The organism is Photorhabdus aegyptia (assembly GCF_000612035.1).
GTDB lineage: Bacteria > Pseudomonadota > Gammaproteobacteria > Enterobacterales > Enterobacteriaceae > Photorhabdus > Photorhabdus akhurstii.
Genome location: NZ_JFGV01000068.1, coordinates 1 through 19,201, shown reverse-complemented (window position 1 = coordinate 19,201; position 19,201 = coordinate 1). Strand labels below are relative to the sequence as shown.

At 42.9% G+C, this 19,201-nt stretch carries 32 protein-coding genes; 27 read left to right on the top strand and 5 right to left on the bottom strand.

The genetic code is table 11. The features are described 5' to 3' along the window. Window positions 1–11 precede the first annotated feature (11 nt). The 22 genes from rplP (at window position 12) to BA1DRAFT_RS17720 (ending at window position 10,433) form a co-directional block, all read left to right on the top strand. Window positions 12–422, top strand: a complete 411-nt coding sequence (rplP, locus tag BA1DRAFT_RS17820; RefSeq protein WP_011148788.1) for a 50S ribosomal protein L16 — start codon at window positions 12–14, stop codon at window positions 420–422. Then, window positions 422–613, top strand: coding sequence for a 50S ribosomal protein L29 (gene rpmC / locus BA1DRAFT_RS17815; protein ID WP_010847484.1), 192 nt, complete (start codon window positions 422–424; stop codon window positions 611–613). The genes rplP and rpmC overlap by 1 nt, the downstream gene beginning before the upstream one ends. Beyond that, on the top strand, window positions 613–867 hold the full coding sequence (gene rpsQ / locus BA1DRAFT_RS17810; RefSeq protein WP_011148786.1) for a 30S ribosomal protein S17: 255 nt from the start codon (window positions 613–615) through the stop codon (window positions 865–867). The genes rpmC and rpsQ overlap by 1 nt, the downstream gene beginning before the upstream one ends. 179 nt (window positions 868–1,046) lie before the next feature. Then, window positions 1,047–1,418, top strand: a complete 372-nt coding sequence (gene rplN / locus BA1DRAFT_RS17805; RefSeq protein WP_036781889.1) for a 50S ribosomal protein L14 — start codon at window positions 1,047–1,049, stop codon at window positions 1,416–1,418. A gap of 10 nt (window positions 1,419–1,428) precedes the next feature. Continuing rightward, window positions 1,429–1,743, top strand: coding sequence for a 50S ribosomal protein L24 (rplX, locus tag BA1DRAFT_RS17800; protein ID WP_036781887.1), 315 nt, complete (start codon window positions 1,429–1,431; stop codon window positions 1,741–1,743). 14 nt (window positions 1,744–1,757) lie between these two features. Further along, entirely contained in the window at window positions 1,758–2,297 is a 540-nt protein-coding gene (gene rplE / locus BA1DRAFT_RS17795) for a 50S ribosomal protein L5 (RefSeq protein ID WP_011148783.1), read from the top strand. 12 nt (window positions 2,298–2,309) lie between these two features. Then, the gene (gene rpsN, locus BA1DRAFT_RS17790) at window positions 2,310–2,615 is read left to right on the top strand and encodes a 30S ribosomal protein S14 (protein WP_036781885.1); all 306 of its coding nucleotides are present in this window, start codon (window positions 2,310–2,312) and stop codon (window positions 2,613–2,615) included. Between the two features lie 33 nt (window positions 2,616–2,648). Next, window positions 2,649–3,041, top strand: a complete 393-nt coding sequence (gene rpsH, locus BA1DRAFT_RS17785) for a 30S ribosomal protein S8 (protein WP_011148781.1) — start codon at window positions 2,649–2,651, stop codon at window positions 3,039–3,041. 14 nt (window positions 3,042–3,055) lie between these two features. Then, the gene (rplF, locus tag BA1DRAFT_RS17780; protein WP_036781883.1) at window positions 3,056–3,589 is read left to right on the top strand and encodes a 50S ribosomal protein L6; all 534 of its coding nucleotides are present in this window, start codon (window positions 3,056–3,058) and stop codon (window positions 3,587–3,589) included. Between the two features lie 9 nt (window positions 3,590–3,598). Next, window positions 3,599–3,952, top strand: a complete 354-nt coding sequence (gene rplR, locus BA1DRAFT_RS17775; protein WP_011148779.1) for a 50S ribosomal protein L18 — start codon at window positions 3,599–3,601, stop codon at window positions 3,950–3,952. Window positions 3,953–3,966: 14 nt separating this feature from the next. Further along, entirely contained in the window at window positions 3,967–4,467 is a 501-nt protein-coding gene (rpsE, locus tag BA1DRAFT_RS17770) for a 30S ribosomal protein S5 (RefSeq protein ID WP_036781881.1), read from the top strand. Window positions 4,468–4,472: 5 nt separating this feature from the next. Next, window positions 4,473–4,652 carry a 50S ribosomal protein L30 gene (gene rpmD / locus BA1DRAFT_RS17765; protein ID WP_036781914.1) on the top strand — a complete coding sequence of 60 codons (180 nt, stop codon included), beginning with the start codon at window positions 4,473–4,475 and terminating at the stop codon, window positions 4,650–4,652. 3 nt (window positions 4,653–4,655) lie between these two features. Then, window positions 4,656–5,090 (top strand): 50S ribosomal protein L15, encoded by a 435-nt coding sequence (rplO, locus tag BA1DRAFT_RS17760; RefSeq protein ID WP_036781879.1) that lies wholly within the window; start codon window positions 4,656–4,658, stop codon window positions 5,088–5,090. Between the two features lie 7 nt (window positions 5,091–5,097). Beyond that, entirely contained in the window at window positions 5,098–6,429 is a 1,332-nt protein-coding gene (secY, locus tag BA1DRAFT_RS17755) for a preprotein translocase subunit SecY (protein WP_036781877.1), read from the top strand. A gap of 32 nt (window positions 6,430–6,461) precedes the next feature. Then, entirely contained in the window at window positions 6,462–6,578 is a 117-nt protein-coding gene (rpmJ, locus tag BA1DRAFT_RS22290; protein WP_002227352.1) for a 50S ribosomal protein L36, read from the top strand. Between the two features lie 149 nt (window positions 6,579–6,727). Next, entirely contained in the window at window positions 6,728–7,084 is a 357-nt protein-coding gene (gene rpsM / locus BA1DRAFT_RS17750) for a 30S ribosomal protein S13 (RefSeq protein WP_036781875.1), read from the top strand. 15 nt (window positions 7,085–7,099) lie between these two features. After that, on the top strand, window positions 7,100–7,489 hold the full coding sequence (gene rpsK, locus BA1DRAFT_RS17745) for a 30S ribosomal protein S11 (RefSeq protein WP_002919257.1): 390 nt from the start codon (window positions 7,100–7,102) through the stop codon (window positions 7,487–7,489). A 36-nt stretch (window positions 7,490–7,525) separates the two neighbouring features. Further along, entirely contained in the window at window positions 7,526–8,146 is a 621-nt protein-coding gene (rpsD, locus tag BA1DRAFT_RS17740; protein WP_011148773.1) for a 30S ribosomal protein S4, read from the top strand. A 25-nt stretch (window positions 8,147–8,171) separates the two neighbouring features. Continuing rightward, window positions 8,172–9,161, top strand: a complete 990-nt coding sequence (locus BA1DRAFT_RS17735; protein ID WP_011148772.1) for a DNA-directed RNA polymerase subunit alpha — start codon at window positions 8,172–8,174, stop codon at window positions 9,159–9,161. A 40-nt stretch (window positions 9,162–9,201) separates the two neighbouring features. After that, window positions 9,202–9,594, top strand: coding sequence for a 50S ribosomal protein L17 (gene rplQ / locus BA1DRAFT_RS17730; RefSeq protein ID WP_036781873.1), 393 nt, complete (start codon window positions 9,202–9,204; stop codon window positions 9,592–9,594). Between the two features lie 135 nt (window positions 9,595–9,729). Further along, window positions 9,730–10,146 (top strand): Zn(2+)-responsive transcriptional regulator, encoded by a 417-nt coding sequence (gene zntR / locus BA1DRAFT_RS17725; protein WP_036781871.1) that lies wholly within the window; start codon window positions 9,730–9,732, stop codon window positions 10,144–10,146. Between the two features lie 86 nt (window positions 10,147–10,232). After that, entirely contained in the window at window positions 10,233–10,433 is a 201-nt protein-coding gene (locus BA1DRAFT_RS17720) for an alternative ribosome-rescue factor A (RefSeq protein WP_036781869.1), read from the top strand. Window positions 10,434–10,661: 228 nt separating this feature from the next. Here the strand turns inward: BA1DRAFT_RS17720 and trkA are convergent, their stop codons facing one another. From trkA to def, 4 genes are all read right to left on the bottom strand, one after another. Beyond that, window positions 10,662–12,038, bottom strand: a complete 1,377-nt coding sequence (gene trkA, locus BA1DRAFT_RS17715) for a Trk system potassium transporter TrkA (protein WP_036781867.1) — start codon at window positions 12,036–12,038, stop codon at window positions 10,662–10,664. Between the two features lie 56 nt (window positions 12,039–12,094). Continuing rightward, window positions 12,095–13,384 carry a 16S rRNA (cytosine(967)-C(5))-methyltransferase RsmB gene (gene rsmB / locus BA1DRAFT_RS17710; protein ID WP_036781865.1) on the bottom strand — a complete coding sequence of 430 codons (1,290 nt, stop codon included), beginning with the start codon at window positions 13,382–13,384 and terminating at the stop codon, window positions 12,095–12,097. 71 nt (window positions 13,385–13,455) lie between these two features. Beyond that, window positions 13,456–14,403 carry a methionyl-tRNA formyltransferase gene (fmt, locus tag BA1DRAFT_RS17705; protein ID WP_036781863.1) on the bottom strand — a complete coding sequence of 316 codons (948 nt, stop codon included), beginning with the start codon at window positions 14,401–14,403 and terminating at the stop codon, window positions 13,456–13,458. 23 nt (window positions 14,404–14,426) lie between these two features. Continuing rightward, window positions 14,427–14,939: a peptide deformylase gene (def, locus tag BA1DRAFT_RS17700; protein WP_036781861.1), complete on the bottom strand. Its 513-nt coding sequence runs from the start codon at window positions 14,937–14,939 to the stop codon at window positions 14,427–14,429. A gap of 133 nt (window positions 14,940–15,072) precedes the next feature. On the opposite strand from def, the gene dprA reads away from it, so the two are divergent. The 5 genes from dprA to BA1DRAFT_RS17675 all read left to right on the top strand — a co-directional run bounded on the left by dprA (window position 15,073) and on the right by BA1DRAFT_RS17675 (window position 18,450). Next, entirely contained in the window at window positions 15,073–16,158 is a 1,086-nt protein-coding gene (gene dprA, locus BA1DRAFT_RS17695) for a DNA-protecting protein DprA (protein ID WP_036781859.1), read from the top strand. A gap of 69 nt (window positions 16,159–16,227) precedes the next feature. Then, window positions 16,228–16,767, top strand: coding sequence for a DNA topoisomerase family protein (locus tag BA1DRAFT_RS17690; RefSeq protein ID WP_036781857.1), 540 nt, complete (start codon window positions 16,228–16,230; stop codon window positions 16,765–16,767). A gap of 21 nt (window positions 16,768–16,788) precedes the next feature. Beyond that, complete coding sequence (gene tsaC, locus BA1DRAFT_RS17685) at window positions 16,789–17,358, top strand: L-threonylcarbamoyladenylate synthase type 1 TsaC (RefSeq protein WP_036781855.1); 570 nt, start codon at window positions 16,789–16,791, stop codon at window positions 17,356–17,358. Window positions 17,359–17,371: 13 nt separating this feature from the next. Next, entirely contained in the window at window positions 17,372–18,190 is an 819-nt protein-coding gene (gene aroE, locus BA1DRAFT_RS17680; RefSeq protein ID WP_036781853.1) for a shikimate dehydrogenase, read from the top strand. Next, complete coding sequence (locus BA1DRAFT_RS17675; RefSeq protein WP_036781851.1) at window positions 18,187–18,450, top strand: DUF1488 family protein; 264 nt, start codon at window positions 18,187–18,189, stop codon at window positions 18,448–18,450. The genes aroE and BA1DRAFT_RS17675 overlap by 4 nt, the downstream gene beginning before the upstream one ends. Here the strand turns inward: BA1DRAFT_RS17675 and BA1DRAFT_RS17670 are convergent. Further along, complete coding sequence (locus tag BA1DRAFT_RS17670) at window positions 18,426–18,971, bottom strand: gamma carbonic anhydrase family protein (RefSeq protein ID WP_036781849.1); 546 nt, start codon at window positions 18,969–18,971, stop codon at window positions 18,426–18,428. The two genes, BA1DRAFT_RS17675 and BA1DRAFT_RS17670, sit on opposite strands and share 25 nt — an antisense overlap. Between the last annotated feature and the right edge of the window lie 230 nt (window positions 18,972–19,201).

Below are 19,201 nucleotides of genomic sequence, written 5' to 3'. Positions count from 1 at the left end.
GAGAGTCGCTGATGTTACAACCAAAGCGTACGAAATTCCGTAAAATGCACAAAGGCCGTAACCGTGGCCTGGCAGCAGGTGCGGATGTTAGCTTCGGCACTTTCGGTCTGAAAGCTGTGGGCCGTGGCCGTCTGACGGCACGTCAGATTGAAGCGGCACGTCGTGCTATGACTCGTGCAATTAAACGTCAAGGTAAAATCTGGATACGTGTATTTCCAGACAAGCCTATCACTGAAAAGCCACTCGAAGTGCGTATGGGTAAAGGTAAAGGTAACGTAGAATATTGGGTTGCCTTGATCCAGCCTGGTAAAGTCCTTTATGAAATGGACGGTGTGCCTGAAGAGCTGGCTCGTGAAGCATTCAAGCTGGCAGCAGCGAAACTGCCTATCAAGACCACCTTTGTAACTAAGACGGTGATGTAATGAAAGCACAAGAGCTGCGCGAAAAAAGCGTTGAAGAGCTGAACACTGAGCTGCTGAATTTGCTGCGTGAACAATTTAACCTGCGCATGCAGGCTGCAAGTGGCCAGCTACAACAGTCTCATCTGTTGAAACAAGTGCGTCGTAATATCGCACGCGTTAAGACTTTATTGACTGAGAAGGCGGGTGCGTAATGACCGATAAAATCCGTACTCTGCAAGGTCGTGTTGTAAGTGACAAAATGGAGAAATCTATTGTTGTTGCTATTGAGCGTAAGGTGAAACACCCTCTGTATGGTAAATTCATCAAACGTACGACTAAACTGCATGTACATGACGAGAACAATGAATGTGGCATTGGTGATGTGGTGGAAATCCGCGAAACTCGTCCACTGTCCAAAACTAAATCTTGGACTTTAGTTCGCGTTGTAGAGAAAGCGATTCTGTAAGCTGGCTCGAATAGAGTAAACGGCTCAGGCGATGAGCCGTTTATTTTTTCTATCTATATCTGAGATGTGGTGTTATAATGCCGCGCCCTCGTGATATGGGGTATCTGAACGGCCTCTTCATACTAAATTATAGTAGTGAAGTGGGCTCAGTAGTAGTTGACATTTAGCGGAGCACTAAAATGATCCAAGAACAGACTATGCTGAACGTGGCCGACAACTCCGGTGCACGTCGCGTAATGTGTATCAAGGTTCTGGGTGGCTCGCACCGTCGCTATGCACACGTCGGCGACATCATAAAAGTCACCATCAAGGAAGCAATTCCTCGTGGTAAAGTGAAAAAAGGTGATGTCCTGAAAGCGGTAGTGGTGCGCACCAAGAAGGGTGTTCGTCGCCCTGACGGTTCTGTCATTCGCTTCGATGGCAATGCTTGCGTGTTGTTAAACAACACAAGTGAGCAAGTTATCGGTACGCGTATTTTTGGGCCGGTAACTCGTGAACTTCGTAATGAAAAGTTCATGAAAATTATCTCCCTGGCACCAGAAGTACTCTAAGGAGCGAACAATGGCAGCGAAAATCCGTCGTGATGACGAAGTTATCGTGTTGACTGGAAAAGATAAAGGTAAGCGCGGTAAAGTAAAACAGGTTCTTTCTACTGGGAAAGTCATTGTTGAAGGTATCAACTTGGTTAAAAAACATCAGAAGCCAGTTCCGGCTCTGAACCAACCAGGTGGCATCGTTGAAAAAGAAGCTGCAATCCAGGTTTCAAACGTTGCGATCTTCAATGCGGCAACCGGTAAGGCTGACCGTGTAGGTTTTAGATTTGAAGACGGAAAAAAAGTTCGTTTCTTTAAATCTAACAGCGAAACTATCAAGTAATTTGGAGTAATACGATGGCGAAACTGCATGATTACTACAAAGACGAGGTAGTCCAAAAACTGATGACTCAGTTTGGCTACAATTCTGTCATGCAAGTCCCTCGGGTCGAGAAGATCACCCTGAACATGGGTGTTGGTGAAGCGATCGCTGATAAGAAACTGCTGGATAATGCAGCAGCGGATCTGGCAGCAATTTCTGGTCAAAAACCATTAATCACCAAAGCACGCAAATCAGTTGCAGGCTTCAAAATCCGTCAGGGCTATCCAATCGGCTGTAAAGTGACCCTGCGTGGTGAACGTATGTGGGAGTTTCTTGAGCGCCTGATTTCTATTGCTGTACCTCGTATTCGTGACTTCCGTGGTTTGTCTGCGAAGTCATTTGATGGTCGTGGCAATTACAGCATGGGTGTACGTGAGCAAATCATCTTCCCTGAAATCGATTACGATAAAGTGGATCGTGTTCGTGGTCTGGATATTACTATCACCACAACTGCGAAATCTGATGATGAAGGCCGCGCACTTTTGGCTGCTTTTAACTTCCCGTTCCGCAAGTAAGGCAGGGTATTCATGGCTAAGCAATCAATGAAAGCACGTGATGTAAAACGTGCGAAATTAGCTGAAAAATTCTTCACTAAACGTGTGGAATTGAGAGCTATCATTTCTGATGTGAATGCATCTGATGAAGAGCGTTGGAATGCTGTTCTCAAGCTGCAAACACTGCCACGTGATTCCAGCCCTTCTCGTCAGCGTAACCGCTGCCGCCAAACTGGTCGTCCGCATGCGTTTTTGCGGAAGTTTGGGTTGAGCCGAATTAAAGTCCGTGAAGCCGCCATGCGCGGTGAAATTCCGGGCCTTAAAAAGGCTAGCTGGTAATTGTCACCAATTGAATCACGGGAGTAAAGACAGATGAGCATGCAAGATCCCATCGCGGATATGCTGACCCGTATCCGTAACGGTCAGGCCGCGAATAAAGTTGCGGTCACCATGCCTTCCTCCAAGCTGAAAGTGGCAATTGCCAAAGTGCTGAAGGAAGAAGGTTATATTGAAGATTATAAAATTGAAGGCGACACCAAGCCAGAACTGGAATTAGTACTGAAATACTTCCAAGGTAAGGCTGTTGTAGAAAGTATTCAGCGTGTAAGCCGCCCAAGTCTGCGCATCTATAAGAAAAAAGATGAGCTGCCACAAGTTATGGCTGGCTTGGGTATCGCTGTTGTTTCTACCTCTAAAGGTGTAATGACTGATCGTGCAGCTCGCCAAGCTGGTCTTGGTGGCGAGATTCTCTGCTACGTAGCTTAATTCGGGAGGAAAGAATGTCTCGTGTTGCAAAAGCACCCGTCGTTATTCCTGCCGGCGTAGAGGTAAAACTCGACGGTCAGGTTATTTCGATTAAGGGTAAAAACGGCGAGCTAAGTCGTACAATCCACAGCGCAGTTGAAGTTAAGCATGCAGATAATCAACTCACCTTCGCTCCACGCGATGGTTATGTTGGTGGTTGGGCACAGGCGGGTACAACTCGTTCTTTGCTGAATGCTATGGTTATCGGTGTTACCGAAGGCTTCACTAAGAAGCTTCAACTGGTAGGTGTTGGTTATCGTGCAGTAGTCAAAGGCAATGTTGTCAACATGTCTCTGGGCTTCTCACATCCAGTTGACCACGAACTGCCAGCAGGCATTACTGCAGAATGTCCGTCACAAACTGAAATCGTACTAAAGGGTGCTGATAAACAGGTAATCGGTCAGGTTGCGGCAGAACTGCGTGCCTATCGTCGTCCTGAGCCTTATAAAGGTAAGGGTGTTCGTTACGCCGACGAAGTCGTGCGTATCAAAGAGGCTAAGAAGAAGTAAGGTAACACTATGGATAAGAAAGCAGCTCGTATCCGTCGTGCGACCCGCGCACGCCGCAAGCTCCAGGAACTGGGTGCAACTCGCCTGGTGGTACATCGTACCCCTCGCCATATTTATGCGCAGGTTATCGCACCAAACGGTTCTGAAACTTTGGTGGCAGCTTCTACTACAGAAAAAGCTATCAATGAGCAACTGAAATACACTGGAAATAAAGAAGCAGCAGCAGCAGTTGGCAAAGCAATTGCTGAACGTGCGTTGGAAAAAGGTATTAAAGATGTATCCTTTGACCGCTCTGGTTTCCAATATCATGGTCGAGTCCAGGCACTGGCAGATGCTGCCCGTGAAGCTGGCCTTCAGTTCTAAGGTAGAGGTGTAAGATGGCTCACATCGAAAAACAAGCTGGCGAACTGCAGGAAAAGCTGATTGCGGTAAATCGCGTATCTAAAACCGTAAAAGGTGGCCGGATTTTCAGCTTTACCGCACTAACTGTTGTAGGTGATGGTAATGGTCGCGTTGGTTTTGGCTACGGCAAAGCACGCGAAGTTCCGGCAGCAATCCAGAAAGCGATGGAAAAAGCCCGTCGCAATATGAAAACCGTCGCACTGAACAGCGGCACTTTGTATCACCCAGTAAAAGGTGCACACACTGGTTCCCGTGTGTTCATGCAGCCTGCTCACGAAGGTACTGGTATCATCGCAGGCGGTGCTATGCGTGCTGTTTTGGAAGTGGCTGGTGTTCATAACGTACTGGCTAAAACCTATGGTTCCACTAACCCTATTAATGTGGTTCGTGCAACTCTGGATGCTTTAGACAGCATGAAGTCTCCAGAAATGGTCGCCGCTAAGCGTGGTAAATCCGTCGAAGAAATTCTGGGGTAATGACCATGGCTAAGACTATTAAAATAACACAGATTCGCAGTTCAATCGGCCGTCTGCCTAAGCATAAGGCAACTTTGGTTGGTTTAGGTCTGCGCCGTATCGGTCATACAGTAGAGCGTGAAGATACTCCTGCTATACGTGGTATGATCAACTTGGTTTCCTATATGGTTAAAGTTGAGGAGTAACAGATGCGCTTAAATACTCTGTCTCCGGCTGAAGGTTCCAAGCATGCGCCTAAACGTGTAGGTCGTGGTATTGGTTCTGGCTTGGGTAAAACCGGTGGCCGTGGTCACAAAGGCCAGAAGTCTCGTTCTGGTGGTGGCGTACGCCGTGGTTTTGAAGGTGGTCAGATGCCTTTGTACCGTCGTTTGCCAAAATTTGGTTTTACTTCACGTAAGGCGATGGTTACAGCAGAAGTTCGTTTATCTGATTTTGCTGCCGTTGAAGGCGATATTATTGATCTGAACGCATTGAAAGCCGCTAATATTGTTGGCACTCAAATTGAATTCGCGAAAGTTATTCTTTCTGGTGAAATCAATCGTGTAGTAACTGTGCGTGGCCTTCGTGTTACTAAAGGCGCTCGTGCTGCAATTGAAGCTGCTGGCGGTAAAATTGAGGAATAAGTAACAGATGGCTAAACAACCAGGATTAGATTTTCAAAGTGCTAAAGGTGGACTAGGCGAGCTGAAACGTAGGCTGTTGTTTGTTATTGGCGCGTTAATTGTTTTCCGCATTGGTTCTTTTATTCCTATCCCTGGTATTGATGCCACTGTGCTTGCCAAATTGCTCGAACAGCAAAGGGGCACCATCATTGAAATGTTTAACATGTTCTCTGGTGGTGCTTTAAGTCGTGCTTCTATCTTTGCACTGGGGATAATGCCGTATATTTCTGCGTCTATTATTATTCAGTTGTTGACGGTGGTTCATCCAACGTTGGCGGAGATTAAGAAGGAAGGGGAAGCTGGTCGTCGTAAGATTAGCCAGTATACTCGCTATGGTACTTTAGTGCTGGCTATATTCCAGTCAATCGGTATTGCTACTGGTTTGCCAAATATGCCAGGAATGCAAGGACTGGTGATCAATCCAGGATTTGCTTTCTACTTCACGGCTGTTGTGAGCCTGGTTACTGGGACTATGTTCCTAATGTGGTTGGGTGAGCAGATTACTGAGCGTGGTATTGGAAACGGTATCTCTATCATAATCTTTGCTGGTATTGTTGCGGGTTTGCCGCCGGCCATTGGCCATACCATCGAGCAAGCTCGGCAAGGCGATCTGCACTTCCTCCTGTTGCTGTTGGTTGCAGTGTTAGTGTTTGCAGTAACTTTCTTCGTTGTTTTCATGGAGCGTGGCCAACGACGTATCGTTGTTAACTATGCGAAACGTCAACAAGGTCGCCGAGTTTATGCTGCACAGAGCACACATTTACCGTTGAAAGTGAACATGGCTGGGGTTATCCCTGCAATTTTTGCTTCCAGCATTATTCTGTTCCCTGGTACCATAGCTTCTTGGTTCGGGGGAGGAACTGGTTGGAACTGGCTGACTACTGTTTCAATGTACTTGCAGCCTGGGCAACCTCTTTATGTGTTACTCTACGCGTCTGCAATCATCTTCTTCTGTTTTTTCTATACCGCGTTGGTTTTCAACCCGAGAGAAACAGCAGATAACCTGAAGAAGTCCGGTGCATTTGTACCAGGAATTCGTCCGGGAGAGCAAACAGCCAAGTACATTGATAAAGTAATGACGCGCCTAACTTTAGTTGGTGCGATGTATATTACTTTTATCTGCTTAATCCCGGAGTTCATGCGTGATGCGATGAAGGTGCCATTTTATTTTGGTGGTACTTCGCTACTTATCGTAGTTGTAGTCATCATGGACTTTATGGCTCAAGTGCAAACTCTGATGATGTCAAGTCAGTATGAGTCTGCATTGAAGAAGGCAAATCTTAAAGGTTATAACCGTTAATTGGTTTGCTTGAGAAGTTACGGAGAGTAAAAATGAAAGTTCGTGCTTCCGTCAAGAAATTATGTCGCAACTGCAAAATCGTTAAGCGTAACGGTGTCGTTCGTGTGATTTGTAGTGCAGAGCCTAAGCATAAACAACGCCAAGGCTAATAAAATAGCATATTTTTCTTGCAAAGTCGGTTTGAGCTGGCTAAATTAGCCAGCCAATCTTTTTTATATCACAGCAACACTGTTTGAGTATCCTGAAAACGGGCTTTTCAGAATGGTGTTGCGGTAAATAAATAACTTAGGAGTGCATAGTGGCCCGTATAGCAGGCATTAACATTCCTGATCAGAAGCATACCGTGATCGCTTTAACATCGATTTACGGAATTGGTAAAACTCGCTCCCAAGCTATTTGTGCTGCGGCGGGTATTGCTGAACATGTTAAGATCAGTGAGCTGTCTGAAGAGCAAATTGATAAGCTGCGTGACGAAGTTGCTAGATACGTTGTAGAAGGCGATTTGCGTCGTGAAGTAACCCTGAGCATCAAACGTCTGATGGATCTTGGTACTTATCGTGGTTTACGTCACCGTCGTGGTCTACCTGTTCGCGGCCAGCGTACTAAGACCAATGCACGTACCCGTAAGGGTCCACGTAAGCCGATCAAGAAATAATCGGGGTATTGTATAATGGCAAAAGCACCTATTCGTGCACGTAAGCGTGTAAGAAAGCAAGTCTCTGATGGTGTGGCTCATATCCATGCTTCTTTCAATAACACAATCGTGACCATTACTGACCGTCAGGGTAACGCTCTGGGTTGGGCAACTGCCGGTGGTTCCGGTTTCCGTGGTTCTCGTAAATCTACTCCGTTTGCCGCTCAGGTTGCAGCAGAGCGTTGCGCCGAAGCAGTGAAAGAATACGGAATTAAGAACCTGGAAGTTATGGTTAAGGGACCTGGTCCTGGCCGCGAGTCAACTATTCGAGCGTTAAATGCGGCAGGTTTCCGCATTACTAACATTACTGATGTGACTCCGATCCCTCATAACGGTTGTCGTCCACCTAAAAAACGTCGCGTTTAATAGCGTTTACTTTTTAGGTTCGATTGGAGAAAGAAAATGGCAAGATATTTGGGTCCTAAGCTCAAGCTGAGCCGTCGCGAGGGTACAGATCTATTCCTGAAGTCTGGCGTTCGCGCGATTGACACCAAGTGTAAATTAGAACAAGCACCTGGGCAGCATGGCGCACGTAAACCGCGTCTGTCTGACTACGGTGTGCAGTTACGTGAAAAACAAAAAGTTCGTCGTATTTACGGTGTTCTGGAACGTCAATTCCGTAACTACTATAAAGAAGCAACTCGTCTGAAAGGCAACACAGGTGAGAACCTGCTGAGTTTGCTGGAAGGTCGTCTGGACAACGTTGTTTACCGTATGGGTTTCGGGGCGACTCGCGCTGAGTCACGCCAAATGGTAAGCCATAAGGCTATCATGGTAAATGGCCGCGTTGTTAACATCGCTTCTTATCAGGTATCCCCGAATGACGTAGTCAGCGTTCGCGAAAAATCGAAAAAGCAGTCTCGTATCAAGGCGGCTTTAGAGCTGGCTGAGCAGCGTGAGAAACCAACTTGGTTGGAGGTTGATGCTGTGAAGATGGAAGGTGTGTTCAAACGTATTCCAGAACGTGCTGATCTGTCTGCTGACATCAACGAACACCTGATCGTCGAGCTTTACTCTAAGTAAAGCTTAGCACCAAAGAGAGGACACAATGCAGGGTTCTGTGACAGAGTTTCTAAAACCGCGCCTGGTTGATATCGAGCAAGTCAGTTCGACGCACGCCAAGGTGACCCTTGAGCCATTAGAGCGTGGCTTTGGCCATACTCTAGGTAACGCACTGCGCCGTATTCTGCTTTCGTCTATGCCGGGTTGTGCGGTGACTGAGGTTGAGATTGATGGTGTACTGCATGAGTACAGCACCAAAGAAGGTGTACAGGAAGATATCCTGGAGATTCTCCTCAACCTGAAAGGGCTGGCGGTAAGAGTTCAGGGAAAAGATGAAGTTATTCTTACCTTGAATAAGTCTGGCATTGGCCCTGTGACTGCAGCCGACATTATCCACGACGGAGATGTCGAAATCGTCAAGCCGCAGCATGTAATCTGCCACCTGACTGACGAAACTGCTTCTATAAGCATGCGCATTAAAGTTCAGCGTGGTCGAGGTTATGTGCCGGCTTCTGCCCGGATTCATTCGGAAGAAGATGAGCGCCCTATTGGTCGTTTGTTAGTAGACGCTTGTTATAGCCCAGTAGAGCGTATTGCCTACAATGTTGAAGCAGCGCGTGTAGAACAACGTACCGATTTGGACAAGTTGGTTATCGAGATGGAAACTAACGGTACAATCGATCCTGAAGAGGCGATTCGCCGTGCAGCTACTATTTTGGCTGAACAGCTAGAAGCTTTTGTTGATTTACGTGATGTACGTCAGCCAGAAGTAAAAGAAGAGAAGCCAGAGTTTGATCCGATCCTGCTGCGCCCTGTTGACGATCTGGAATTGACTGTCCGCTCTGCTAACTGTCTTAAGGCAGAAGCTATCCACTACATCGGTGATTTGGTACAGCGTACCGAGGTTGAGTTACTTAAGACACCTAACCTGGGTAAAAAATCTCTTACAGAGATCAAAGACGTACTGGCTTCACGTGGCTTATCTCTGGGCATGCGCTTGGAAAACTGGCCGCCAGCAAGTATTGCTGATGAATAACTAGATCACAGGTTAAGGTTTTACTGAGAAGGATAAGGTCATGCGCCATCGTAAGAGTGGTCGTCAATTGAACCGTAACAGCAGCCATCGCCAAGCTATGTTCCGCAACATGGCAGGTTCTTTGGTTCGTCATGAAATCATCAAGACGACTCTGCCTAAAGCGAAAGAACTGCGTCGCGTCGTTGAGCCGCTGATTACTCTTGCCAAGATCGACAGCGTAGCTAATCGTCGTCTGGCATTCGCCCGTACTCGTGATAACGAAATCGTGGCAAAACTGTTTAATGAGCTGGGCCCGCGTTTTGCGAGCCGCGCAGGTGGTTACACTCGTATTCTTAAGTGTGGCTTCCGTGCTGGTGACAATGCTCCGATGGCATACATCGAGCTTGTTGACCGTGCCGCTGAGCTTCAAACAGAAGTTGCGACTGCGGAGTAATCTGTAGGGGCATATAAAAGAACCGGGTTTATCCCGGTTTTTTTACGTTTGTATATAATGAATCTCTAACTTATTTCTTTTCATCCTGCTATGCTGATATCTTAAGTAATGTGATCTATTGTAGGAGATATAAAGATGTATCGTATTGGCCAACTGGCTAAATTAGCGAATGTAACTCCTGATACTGTGCGTTTCTATGAAAAACAAGGAATGATGGAACATCAGAACCGTACAGAAGGAGGATATAGACTTTATACAGAGCAAGATCTACAGCGCCTTCGGTTTATACGTTATGCTAAGCAATTGGGGTTTACATTGGAGGCTATTACAGAATTATTGTCTATCCGTGTAGATCCAGCACATCATACTTGTGAAGAGTCGAAGCAAATTGTAGATGCTAGGTTAATGGAAGTGGAGGAAAAACTTCTTGAAATGCGAAAAATGCGTGATTCACTTAAGATGTTAAGTGATGCTTGCTGTGGTAGCTCTCATATAAGTACTTATTGTTCTATTCTTGAAACGTTAGAACAAGGTGCTTTAAATAAGAAATAAGAAATAAGTAATTTTTCTTTATTATTGAAAATCCAGAGAGTACAATTGTTATGTTTTCAGATAAATTAATATTATAGAGGCATATGATGATTATATATCACCATAAAAAAGGTGTAATAAAGGACAATGCTCTAGAAGCTTTATTACGTGATCCACTATTTAAACAGCGAGTTGAAAAAAATAAGAAGGGGAAAGGAAGTTACCAGAGGAAAGAAAAACATAGTAAAGCAAGTAACTGGGAGACCAGTGGTAAGGGGTTATTAGATTCTTTACTACTGGTCTTTTAGTTTAATAGGTTAATTTCCTATTTTCCAGTAAGCTACTGGTTTCTAATAGTGATCTTGTTTCAGTAATCGATGCTGACGTCAGCAGCTAAATTGACAAAATTACTTTTCATAGTAAATCTGTAAAATAACTTAAAAGTTTTATCATATTCTTCTAATTAAAATAGGCCAAGTTGTATCAGTTATTGTGTTCGAATTATATGACTGGTACATGACTATTTCTTTGGTTTTTTAAAGGAAAAAAGGACTCGGTTGGAATAACTTCTCTACTTCGGGGACAAATTTCTTATCTGTAATAAACATAATTACATGATCTCCTTGTTCGATCACGCTGTAATCATTAGCAATAATGACTTCCTCACCGCGTGCTATTGCACCAATTGTAGTGCCTGGTGGTAATTTAATATCGCCTACAGCTCGACCAACAACCTTTGATGTGTTTTCATCTCCATGAGCAATCGCTTCGATAGCTTCGGCCACTCCGCGACGCAATGAGGAAACGCTTACGATATCCGCTTTGCGGACATGACCTAGTAGCGCGGATATTGTCGCTTGTTGTGGAGAGATTGCAATATCAATGACACCGCCTTGAACTAAATCGACATATGCACTACGTTGGATGAGAACCATGGCTTTTTTGGCCCCCATGCGTTTGGCAAGCATTGCAGACATGATATTTGCTTCGTCATCGTTGGTTAGAGCAATAAATACATCTACTTGTTCTACATGTTCTTCAGCTAATAACTCTTGATCGGAGGCATCTCCATAGAAAACAATGGTGTCATGCAATAATTCAGCTAGTTCTGTAGCTCTTTGTTGATTTCGTTCGATTAATTTAACCCTGTAATCTTTTTCGAGACGTAGTGCAAGGCCGGCACCCACATTACCACCACCTACGATCATAATACGCTTGTAGGGCTTTTCTAAACGTTGAAGCTCACTCATTACAGCACGAATATGTTGTGATGCAGCGACAAAGAAAACTTCGTCACCGGCTTCAATAATTGTAGAACCTTGTGGTCTTATTGGTCTATCCTGACGGAATATTGCAGCAACTCTGGTATTAATGTGTGGCATGTGCTCACGAAGTGAGGAAAGTGCATTTCCTACAAGTGAGCCTCCATAATAAGCTTTTACCGCAACAATACTTACTCGGCCTTCGGCAAAGTTAACAACTTGTAAGGCACCAGGATATTGAATTAGCTTGTAAATATAGTCTATGACAAGTTGTTCTGGTGAAATAAGATAGTCAATAGGAATATCATTAGGGAGAAAAAGTTTATCTGCTTCGCAGATATATTCTGCTGCGCGTATTCGCGCAACTTTATTTGGTGTATTGAATAAAGAATAAGCAATTTGGCATGCAATCATGTTAGTTTCGTCAGAATTAGTTACAGCAACTAACATATCAGCATCTTCAGCACCAGCTTCTCTTAATACCCTGGGGTAAGAGCCATGACCATTGACTACTCTGAGATCGAATTTATCTTGTAGTTGGTGTAAACGGTTAGGATCAGTATCGACTATAGTGATATCATTATTCTCACCTACCAGATTTTCAGCTAATGTACCGCCAACTTGACCTGCACCAAGAATAATTATTTTCATAGTATTCTCTAATTTATTGAAAACAAATAACTATCTCTATGAATTGCAAAGATATATTACTGTTTAATTAATCGAGCGTAAAAGAAACCATCGCCACCATTTAACTCAGGTATTATTTGTTTTCCCGGACAATCATTTGCTTCTGCTCCCGTTAATTTTGCGTCTGGGTGGCGTTTTAAAAACGAGCTGATTTGCTGGCTATTTTCATCTGGTAGAATAGAACAGGTTGCATATACTAGCGTTCCGCCTTTCTTTAAGTATGGCCAGATTGCATCAAGAATCTCAGATTGTAATTGAACTAATTGAGTAATATCTTCCTCGCGGCGTAACCATTTGATATCAGGATGGCGACGGATTACTCCTGTTGCTGAACACGGGGCATCTAAAAGAATGCGGTCGAATTGCTGATTTTCTGCCCATTGTTCAGGGTGGCGTCCATCACCGGTTTTTACTGTAGCGTGGCAATTAAGGCGTTGGAGATTTTCTTTTACTCGTTTGATTCTTTGCTCATCAATATCCACCGCTAATACTTGAGATTCTGGTGCTACTTCGAGGATATGTGTTGTTTTCCCTCCAGGTGCTGCACAAAGATCGAGAATTTTCTCTCCATTAGTGGGTTTTAGTAACTCGACACACTCTTGTGCGGATACATCTTGGACAGTGACCCAACCTTTGTCAAATCCAGGTAATATTGTTACAGGACAAGGGGAAATTATGCGGATAGCATAAGGTGATTTGGGCGTTGGTTCCGCATCAATTCCCGATTTATGAAGAAGAGCGAGATATTCATCCCGACTATGATATATACGATTAACTCTTAACCACATAGGTGGTTTTTTATTATTAGCATTAATAAATTGTTGCCATTGTTGTGGATAGGCTTTTTGGATTCGAGTTAATAGCCATACTGGGTGTAAGTGATGGCTGGGATTATTTTGTACACATTCCATTAACTGTAGCTGTTGTCTCTGAAATTGGCGAAGAACGCCGTTAATTAACCCTTTTAATTGAGGATACTTCAGCGTTACGGCCCCATTTACTGTTTCAGCAAGTGCTGCATGGGCTGGGATGCGAGTATAGGCAAGTTGGTATATTCCAACCATAAGCAGGTAATGAAGAATACGTTGTTTACCTTTTAATGGTTTTGCCATTAGTTGACCTATTATCCACTCTAGTTGTGGTAATACGCGTAATACTCCGAAAGATAATTCCTGTAACAAGGGTTTATCTTTATCGGTTATATTTTGTTGCAGTTTGGGTAAGACTGTACTCAGAGACTGTCCTTGGTCCAGAACTTGATTGATTGCTTTTGCGGCAACACTTCGTAGATTATATGTGTTTTTCATAGTTAAAAAAAGCTGACACAAGCCAGCATTAAGAGAAAATTTGTGAGAATGCTTACAGCATAAAATAGTATTTAATTGATTTTATTGCCTGGTGTAAACCATTCACGTTTAGAGTTAAGTAGATTTGCTGCTGACATTGCTTTTTTACCAGCAGGCTGTAATTGAGTAATGTTCAGAATTCCATCAGCAGTGGCAATATAAATACCTTTTTTGTCTGCTTTTAATACAGTTCCTGGTTCTGCAGAAGTTTGTTCTTCAATGGCTTCTGCTTTCCAAACTTTAACAGGTTGCCCTTCCATCTCGAAAAAGCTCATGGGCCAGGGATTAAATGCACGAATACAGCGTTCGAGGTGGGTTGCAGATAGTTCCCAATCTATACGGGCTTCTTCTTTGCTTAGTTTTTCAGCGTAGGTAACTAAATTTTCGTTTTGAATTTCAGGTTGATTTTTACCCGATGTTATTAACGATAATGTTTCGAGTAACGCATTTGGCCCAATGTTGGCCAGTTTTTCGTATAAACTGGCGCTGGTATCCTCAGGTGTAATAGGGCAGCTTGCTTTATATAGTATGTTGCCAGTATCAAGACCTATATCCATTTGCATGATCGTTACGCCTGTTTCTGTATCGCCAGCCCAGAGCGAGCGTTGAATGGGGGCTGCACCTCGCCAACGTGGTAATAGGGAGCCATGTACGTTTAGGCAGCCTAATCTTGGAATATTTAAAACAGCCTTAGGAAGGATCAATCCATAGGCAACAACTATGAGAACATCAGGCTGTTGTTTTAGAATCCATTGTTGGTTTTCTTCTGAGCGTAAAGTAGCTGGCTGAAAAACGGTGATGTTACGTTCCTCTGCCAGTACCTTTACAGGACTGGGTGTCAGTTTTTTACCTCTTCCTGCCGGTCTATCTGGTTGAGTTAGAACGCCAACCACCTCATGCTTAGACATTAACAAAGCCTCTAAATGGCGTGCTGCAAAATCAGGTGTTCCGGCAAAAACAATACGTAAAGAATCAGACACGTTTATTTCCTGTATTAATTAATTTACTTGGTTCGGTTTTTTTGTTTGTCCAGTTTTTCTACTTTCTGGCGTATACGTTGGCGTTTCAGTGGAGATAAGTAATCCACAAAAAGTTTACCAATTAAATGGTCCATTTCGTGCTGAATACAAATTGCTAGCAGGCCATCAGCTTGTAATTCAAATGGTTGGCCATTGTAATCTAGGGCTTTGATTTTGACTTTTTCGGCTCGTGGCACCAGTGCTCGTTGCTCAGGAATAGACAAACAGCCCTCTTCTATCCCAGTTTCGCCACTTTTTTCCAGTAATTCTGGGTTGATAAGAACGAGACGCTCATTACGTGTTTCTGATACGTCAATAACAACAATACGCTGATGAATATCAACTTGTGTTGCGGCCAAACCAATGCCTTCTTCTGCATACATAGTTTCAAACATATCATCAATGATACGTCGAATCTCTGCATCAACTGTTTCAACTGGCGTTGCAATAGTGCGAAGCCGCTCGTCTGGGTAATGTAATACTTGTAATACTGACATATATGTTTAGATCTGCGTCCAAAATGTTAATGGTATTCTATGTCTATTCTAGACATTTCCCGTTTAGATTGACAGTATCGATTGCTAATTGAGCAGTTTAGTTTTGTCCGTCAATCTTAGCTAGGATGACAACATGGAAGCTATGGAAGTATGGTTGCGAATGAAGATGGTTTCTCATTTGGCAACAGAGAGAGCAGCAAATGTTGCAGAAAAATTATTACATTCCGGGAATCGTTATCTCGCTGTGCTGAAAGATAGTGGATTATCGTCAGCACAATCTCTGCAATTTACTAAAGTAAATAAAACCTTACTCGCCTCATGCCTTAAGTGGCTGGAACAACCAGAGCACCATTTATTGACATATTCTCACCCTTCGTATCCACCTCTATTAAAGCAGATACATACCCCTCCGCTTGTGCTTTTTGTGTCAGGAAAACCAAATACCCTTTTAAAGAAGCAGGTGGCGATGGTAGGGAGCAGGACAGCAAGCTATTATGGTGAGAAATGGGGAAGAATTTTTGCAAGTGAACTGGTTGGATATGAGTTAGTTATTACTAGTGGTTTAGCTATTGGTATTGATGGTATTTGTCACCGAGCTGCATTGGATAGTGGAGGAGAAACAGTAGCTGTATTAGGTAGTGGGCTTGGGCAGATTTATCCTCATAGACACGGATCATTAGCAAAGCAAATTGAGGAGAATGGTGCTCTTGTTTCTGAGTTTTTTCCGGATATGCCGCCGCGTGCAAAAAATTTTCCTAAAAGAAATCGGATTATAAGTGGATTAAGCTCAGCAGTGATTGTTGTAGAAGCGGGTCAAAATAGTGGCTCGTTAATTACCGCTCGTTGTGCCCTAGAACAAGGAAGAGATGTATTTGCATTACCAGGGCTTTTGGGAAATTCAGTGAGCGAAGGGAATCATTGGTTAATAAAGCAAGGTGCATATTTAGCTACAAACACAATGGATATTGTGGAACATGTTTACAGTTCACTACAATGGTTGAATATGGAAAGAACGGGTGAAGAAGTAAAACCGCAGTTTGAGCAAACTGAGTTGCCATTTACGGATGTGCTAGTTAACGTAGGAGCTGAAATAACGCCTGTTGATATTATTGCTCAGCGTTCTTCATTACCTATAACTGAGGTAATGACAAAGCTCCTTGAGCTGGAACTACTGGGTAAGGTGGCTGTGGTTGCTGGTGGTTATGTACGCGTGAGTTAAATTAACTGAATTTCCAGAGTCCTGTCCTGTTCAACGTCATATGAGAATAATTTTTTGAGTGAAAATAGTATGGCAAAAATGGTTCCTTTCTCTACTAATGAAACTGAATATTGCCCTGAATGTGGTTCTGTATTGGTTATACGTAATGGTATCCATGGACCATTTCTTGGATGTTCTGGTTATCCATCATGTCAATATATTCGTCCATTAAAAGGGCAAAGTGATGGTCATGTGGTAAAAGAACTTGAAGGGCAGCTATGTCCGGCGTGTGGAGCCAATTTGATTTTGTGTCAAGGACGTTATGGAATGTTCATTGGTTGTAGTCGTTATCCCGAATGCGAACATGCAGAGCTAATTGATAAGCCGGATGAGACGTTAATATCTTGTCCGCAATGTAAACAAGGACAACTACTCCAAAGGAAATCACGTTTTGGAAAAATTTTCCATTCGTGTAACCGTTACCCTAATTGCCAGTTTGTATTAAATAATAAGCCAATTGCGAGTAAATGTATGTTTTGTTCTTATCCATTGCTGGTTGAAAAACGTACATCACAAGGTGTAAAGTTATTTTGTGCCAGTAAATTGTGTGGAAAACAGCAAATAAATTAAGTAATTAAGTAGAGTAATAAAATGAGCAATGAAGGATTATCTGCATTTGAGAGTGTATTAACTGCATTAAAAGCAGAAAAAGTGATTGCCTATCCGACTGAAGCTGTTTTTGGACTTGGATGTGATCCTGATAGTGAAAAAGCGGTAAATGAACTGCTTATATTAAAGAAACGTCCTTGGCAGAAAGGATTGATTCTTATTGCAGATAATTATGAACAATTACAGCCATATCTTGATGATAAACTTCTAACAGAAGAACAAAAAGAGACTATGTTTGCTTGTTGGCCAGGGCCTGTAACTTGGGTAATTCCTGCCAAATTCAGTACATCTAAATGGTTGACTGGGCAATTCACCACCTTGGCTGTCAGAGTTAGCGATCATCCTTTGGTGAAGCAGTTATGTGCTTTTTATGGTAAACCGTTAGTGTCGACTAGTGCAAATTTGAATGGTCTTGAACCATGCAGAACAGTAGAAGAAGTTAGGCAACAATTTGGGGATAAGTTTCCTATATTAAACGGAGATGTTGGAGGTCGGAAAAATCCTTCAGAAATTCGGGATGCTTTAACTGGTGAGCTTTATCGTCAAGGATAGGGGAAGAATAAATATGGATCAATTTGCCGTCTTTGGTAATCCTGTTGCGCACAGTAAATCTCCGCGTATCCATCAGTTATTTGCTGGACAAACAGGTATTGAGCATCGTTATGGGAAAATTCTAGTGCCGATAAGTAAATTTGAAGAGGCATTGGATGTATTTCTTAAACAAGGAGGTATAGGAGCCAATATTACTGTGCCATTTAAAGAGCAGGCATTTATTCGAGCAAATGAATTGACTGAACGAGCAAGACTTAGTGGTGCAGTTAATACTTTGAAATTACTAGATAATAATCAATTGCTTGGTGATAACACGGATGGTATAGGGTTATTAACAGATTTGGTACGACTTGGGTTTATTACTCAAGGACAACATATTTTAATCATTGGAGCTGGTGGTGCTGCCAGAGGTGTTTTATTTCCGTTATTGGAATTTGGCTGTGAAATTACAATAACAAACCGCACGTTTAGTCGTGCTATGCAGGTTGCTAATGATTTTTCGTCAATAGGTAATATTCGGCCTGTTGAGATGAAAACACTTCATAATCCTGAGTTTGAACTCATTATCAATGCTACTGCATCTGGTATTAATGGTGAGATTCCTACTATATCTCCATTCATATTTAATGAAGATTGTGTCTGTTATGACATGTTTTACCAGGCTAATTTGACGCCCTTCATTTCTTTTGCTAAGAAACATGGTGTTTCTCGTTATGCGGATGGATTAGGGATGTTAGTAGGACAAGCCGCTCATTCATTTAAATTATGGCATGGCGTATTGCCTGAAATTGCGCCTGTATTGCTAACATTAGAACAGGAATTACATTCGTGAATCAATCTATTCAATTTCCAGATAGAGAAGAGTGGAGAGAGCAAGAGCAGATAGTTATTTTTCCCGCACTGGTAAATGGATTGTTGGTTCAATGTGTTATAAGCGCCGAGGATCTTTTATATCGTTATGGGGTGGAAGATCATCATCCACTAAGTCTCTTTCGACAAAATCGTTGGGATATAGAAGATGAATTCGAATTAGTGATTAGTAACGAGGATGATGATCATTTGGGGCGTTACATATTACCTTCCTGCAAATAGTCATTTTTCAAGCTAACGTAGTGACTTGCTGAATAACACAGCCCTTTTAATTCTTCAGGTTTTAGTTTTCTGACCTGACGGGCAGGGCTGCCGATATAAAGGTACCCACTTTCTAATATCTTGCCTGGGGCTACTAGGCTGCCTGCTCCAACAATAACGTTATCTTCGATCACTGAACCATCAAGTAAAATAGAGCCCATACCGATAAGTACTTGATTACCGATAGTGCAGCCATGAAGTATAACTTTATGCCCGATAGTGACATCATTTCCTACAATTAAAGGGAAACCATGAGGATTGTCTGTTGTTTTGTGTGTCACATGTAATATAGAGCCATCTTGAATGTTAGTACGTGTACCAATAGATACATAATTAACGTCCCCACGGATGACAACTAAAGGCCATATACTGACATCATCAGCAAGTCTAACATCACCAATGATTACACTAGACGAATCTAGCATAACGTTCTGACCAACTTTGGGTTGAATATTAAGGTAACTGCGTAGCGTTTCGGACATGTATACCTCTGATGAGAAAATTGAGATTTACTTTTAATAAGATTTTAGTGAGGAAAATACCAGTATGCAATGAAAGAAACTTATTGAATTGGGCTATATTGGTTTGAATTTTGCTCAAAAAGAACAAGTATTAGCCTGTTGGTGATAAATGTGAAAAAAAGTATTGTATAAAAATCTGAGCTCCCTATAATGCGCCACCACTGACCGACACAACGCTGATAAACATTGTG

Bases quoted from the DNA above. Each gene is read 5' to 3' on its own strand.
- rplP (WP_011148788.1), top strand. From the start codon at position 12: ATGTTACAACCAAAGCGTACGAAATTCCGTAAAATGCACAAAGGCCGT.
- rpmC (WP_010847484.1), top strand. From the start codon at position 422: ATGAAAGCACAAGAGCTGCGCGAAAAAAGCGTTGAAGAGCTGAACACT.
- rpsQ (WP_011148786.1), top strand. From the start codon at position 613: ATGACCGATAAAATCCGTACTCTGCAAGGTCGTGTTGTAAGTGACAAA.
- rplN (WP_036781889.1), top strand. From the start codon at position 1,047: ATGATCCAAGAACAGACTATGCTGAACGTGGCCGACAACTCCGGTGCA.
- rplX (WP_036781887.1), top strand. From the start codon at position 1,429: ATGGCAGCGAAAATCCGTCGTGATGACGAAGTTATCGTGTTGACTGGA.
- rplE (WP_011148783.1), top strand. From the start codon at position 1,758: ATGGCGAAACTGCATGATTACTACAAAGACGAGGTAGTCCAAAAACTG.
- rpsN (WP_036781885.1), top strand. From the start codon at position 2,310: ATGGCTAAGCAATCAATGAAAGCACGTGATGTAAAACGTGCGAAATTA.
- rpsH (WP_011148781.1), top strand. From the start codon at position 2,649: ATGAGCATGCAAGATCCCATCGCGGATATGCTGACCCGTATCCGTAAC.
- rplF (WP_036781883.1), top strand. From the start codon at position 3,056: ATGTCTCGTGTTGCAAAAGCACCCGTCGTTATTCCTGCCGGCGTAGAG.
- rplR (WP_011148779.1), top strand. From the start codon at position 3,599: ATGGATAAGAAAGCAGCTCGTATCCGTCGTGCGACCCGCGCACGCCGC.
- rpsE (WP_036781881.1), top strand. From the start codon at position 3,967: ATGGCTCACATCGAAAAACAAGCTGGCGAACTGCAGGAAAAGCTGATT.
- rpmD (WP_036781914.1), top strand. From the start codon at position 4,473: ATGGCTAAGACTATTAAAATAACACAGATTCGCAGTTCAATCGGCCGT.
- rplO (WP_036781879.1), top strand. From the start codon at position 4,656: ATGCGCTTAAATACTCTGTCTCCGGCTGAAGGTTCCAAGCATGCGCCT.
- secY (WP_036781877.1), top strand. From the start codon at position 5,098: ATGGCTAAACAACCAGGATTAGATTTTCAAAGTGCTAAAGGTGGACTA.
- rpmJ (WP_002227352.1), top strand. From the start codon at position 6,462: ATGAAAGTTCGTGCTTCCGTCAAGAAATTATGTCGCAACTGCAAAATC.
- rpsK (WP_002919257.1), top strand. From the start codon at position 7,100: ATGGCAAAAGCACCTATTCGTGCACGTAAGCGTGTAAGAAAGCAAGTC.
- rpsD (WP_011148773.1), top strand. From the start codon at position 7,526: ATGGCAAGATATTTGGGTCCTAAGCTCAAGCTGAGCCGTCGCGAGGGT.
- BA1DRAFT_RS17735 (WP_011148772.1), top strand. From the start codon at position 8,172: ATGCAGGGTTCTGTGACAGAGTTTCTAAAACCGCGCCTGGTTGATATC.
- rplQ (WP_036781873.1), top strand. From the start codon at position 9,202: ATGCGCCATCGTAAGAGTGGTCGTCAATTGAACCGTAACAGCAGCCAT.
- zntR (WP_036781871.1), top strand. From the start codon at position 9,730: ATGTATCGTATTGGCCAACTGGCTAAATTAGCGAATGTAACTCCTGAT.
- BA1DRAFT_RS17720 (WP_036781869.1), top strand. From the start codon at position 10,233: ATGATTATATATCACCATAAAAAAGGTGTAATAAAGGACAATGCTCTA.
- trkA (WP_036781867.1), bottom strand. From the start codon at position 12,038: ATGAAAATAATTATTCTTGGTGCAGGTCAAGTTGGCGGTACATTAGCT.
- rsmB (WP_036781865.1), bottom strand. From the start codon at position 13,384: ATGAAAAACACATATAATCTACGAAGTGTTGCCGCAAAAGCAATCAAT.
- def (WP_036781861.1), bottom strand. From the start codon at position 14,939: ATGTCAGTATTACAAGTATTACATTACCCAGACGAGCGGCTTCGCACT.
- dprA (WP_036781859.1), top strand. From the start codon at position 15,073: ATGGAAGCTATGGAAGTATGGTTGCGAATGAAGATGGTTTCTCATTTG.
- BA1DRAFT_RS17690 (WP_036781857.1), top strand. From the start codon at position 16,228: ATGGCAAAAATGGTTCCTTTCTCTACTAATGAAACTGAATATTGCCCT.
- tsaC (WP_036781855.1), top strand. From the start codon at position 16,789: ATGAGCAATGAAGGATTATCTGCATTTGAGAGTGTATTAACTGCATTA.
- aroE (WP_036781853.1), top strand. From the start codon at position 17,372: ATGGATCAATTTGCCGTCTTTGGTAATCCTGTTGCGCACAGTAAATCT.
- BA1DRAFT_RS17670 (WP_036781849.1), bottom strand. From the start codon at position 18,971: ATGTCCGAAACGCTACGCAGTTACCTTAATATTCAACCCAAAGTTGGT.